Origin of the sequence: Streptococcus mitis, assembly GCF_001579035.1 — a bacterium.
In the GTDB taxonomy this organism is placed as follows: Bacteria; Bacillota; Bacilli; order Lactobacillales; family Streptococcaceae; genus Streptococcus; species Streptococcus mitis_J.
In genome coordinates this window covers 160370-162775 of record NZ_KQ970287.1, presented here as the reverse complement: position 1 = coordinate 162775, position 2406 = coordinate 160370, and the positions used below count along the sequence as shown (strand labels likewise).

Below are 2406 nucleotides of genomic sequence, written 5' to 3'. Positions count from 1 at the left end.
TATTTCATCTAAAAGTACCTTTAGAATACTGCTCATTTATCCTTGAAATTGAATTTTTTTAATAAAAGCAGAGCTCTGACAAATCACTTTAAGTACGGATGTAAAGCAAATCAACTCTAACAAAAATAGATTTACAAGAGTAAAAAAACGAACAAATTTAGTTTCTTAGCAAGAAGAATACTAAACGTTCGTTTTTTGTAAATTAAGAATAATGATACAAATTATCAACATTTTTTGTCTAACTATTTTAGACATATCTTTTCATTACTTTAGGAATACAATTACTAATCTCCGTTGGCAAAACCACATACTGTTCTTGAGCTAGTTCTTGGGCTATGGCTGAATGAAGATGGGTCGCTACTGCCACACGCTCGTAAAGACTAGCTTGTCGGAATTGGCCCACAAATCCTGCAATCATTCCAGCCAAAGTATCTCCCATACCACCAGTCGCCTGATAAGGACCACCAACCTGTAACTGGTAATAATCAGACTGACCAGCTTGCCAAATACGAGTCGCTGGACCTTTCTCTACCAAAATTGTTCCTTGAGGAAAGGAAGGCAGGATACTAGCCGTTGCATCTTCCTTTTGCTTTTCAATCGTAATTCCAGATAATTTTTCCCATTCTTTTTGGTGAGGAGTTAGGATAAGCTGGCTTGAGGGAAATGACAAACTTGTCCTAGCAAGAATGGTCAAGGCACCTCCGTCTACAATCAAAATCTGATTCTGTTTTAAGCCAGCAAAGACCTGTTTTACTAGATTTTCTCCAAAGGTATCGTCCCGTAAACCAGGCCCCACTAAGACAACTTCTGCCTTCTCTAATTGCTCTTTTAACAATTGCTTATCTTGAAGAGAAAAGGCCATAGTCTCAGGTATATGGCTGTGCAAAGCTGAGATATTTTCCCTGTCTGTACCAACGGTCACCAATCCTGCACCACTCTTAACAGCAGCTAGTGCAGCCATGATGATGGCACCACCATAAGGATAAGTTCCACCCAGCAACAGCAAACGACCGTAGTTTCCTTTATGACTTGTACGAGAACGTTCAATAATAACTTTTCCTAGTAAGGTTTGATCAATCACTTTCATCCTTTTTCCTTCTCACTTTTATTATACAACAAAAAGGAGGCGCAAACCTCCTTATTAAAAATTAAAAAATTTAAAATTTATATTTAGTTACTGATCCAACAAACTGGGATTTGTTCTTAAGCACATAATGTATTCTTCGATTTTTCTCTCCAGCTCATCTTTATTTTCTTTCAAGGCAGGATAAAACCCTGTAACTCCGTATCCAATCATTTTGTACAGAGCGATAAGGTGGTAACTATTTTCCGATTTTTTATTTACTATATCAGATTCATTTGCAATCTCTTCTATATTGCATAGTTTCTCAAAAGTTTATCTGTTTGCAATTTTTTGATAAGACTTCCACATTTCCTCTTCTGTTTTATCGCTTTGGTTAGGCGTTGACCAAGCCTTTTTCAGTTGTGATATCCGAATATTTTTATCATCCTTGCTGCTAAAACTTATCAGTGATAACAACACATTCTTCCCAAAAACTATACAAAAAAATCATATTTAAAAACTAATTCATAGCCTAACCGCATCTCATATTTATAGTCGGATATTTTAGAGTATCACAACAAACTATTCTATTAAATGGAACAATTACTCCTTTAACTCCTAATTTTCAATTTTCATTATCTATACCCAAAAATAATAAAACATTTTTCAATATCATCATATTCATAAGGAATACTAAATCTATTAAGCATACACTCTATTTCTGATTTTTTATCAGTAACACCTATCTTTGGCTTAATTAAACGCCCTTGACCAAGAACTTTCTCAAGTTCACTTCTAATTTTAAACCATTCAACAATTCTCATATTTATATGAAAAAAATGTTCATCAGTATCAATCGTCCAATACATGCTAGGCTCTTCTTCATCAAAAAACATCTTATATTGTATCGGGATATCTCTCATGTTCTCCATGATGGAATCTATCAGTTCTTTCCATTTTGTATTGTTCATAAAAGAGGTTAGATTTCTTTCTTCAAGAACCTGTTTAATTTTTTCTTTTTCAGTTTTTTTGTTGTTATATTTCCCATTTTCAATTTCGTCTATAATGTGTTGCATAACAGATAACGATCTATCATCTATTTCTTTATAAACATAAGATGGCGATATACATTGTTTATCTCTTTGTACATAATACCACCCGTAATGCACCCAACCAGTAACTATAAAATGGAAATCTCCCTCCCAACTTATATCGAAATAAATTCTATCTTCATCATTAGAACTACTTATTTTGATAACTCCACTTCTCGGATTTAGTTTTTCACATAAAATATCATTTATTAGTTTCATCTATCACTATTTTTACTTACACCTTCAAATTTA

Annotated in this window: 2 protein-coding genes; both read right to left on the bottom strand. The window is 33.6% G+C overall.

Annotated features, from left to right (window positions below; translation table 11 throughout):
• Window positions 1–247: 247 nt before the first annotated feature.
• Window positions 248–1087, bottom strand: a complete 840-nt coding sequence (locus SMIDD26_RS05240; RefSeq protein WP_061439339.1) for an NAD(P)H-hydrate dehydratase — start codon at window positions 1085–1087, stop codon at window positions 248–250.
• A 611-nt stretch (window positions 1088–1698) separates the two neighbouring features.
• A complete protein-coding gene (locus SMIDD26_RS05235) occupies window positions 1699–2373 on the bottom strand; it encodes a DUF6678 family protein (RefSeq protein ID WP_061439336.1) in 675 nt (224 codons plus the stop codon).
• Window positions 2374–2406: the final 33 nt, after the last annotated feature.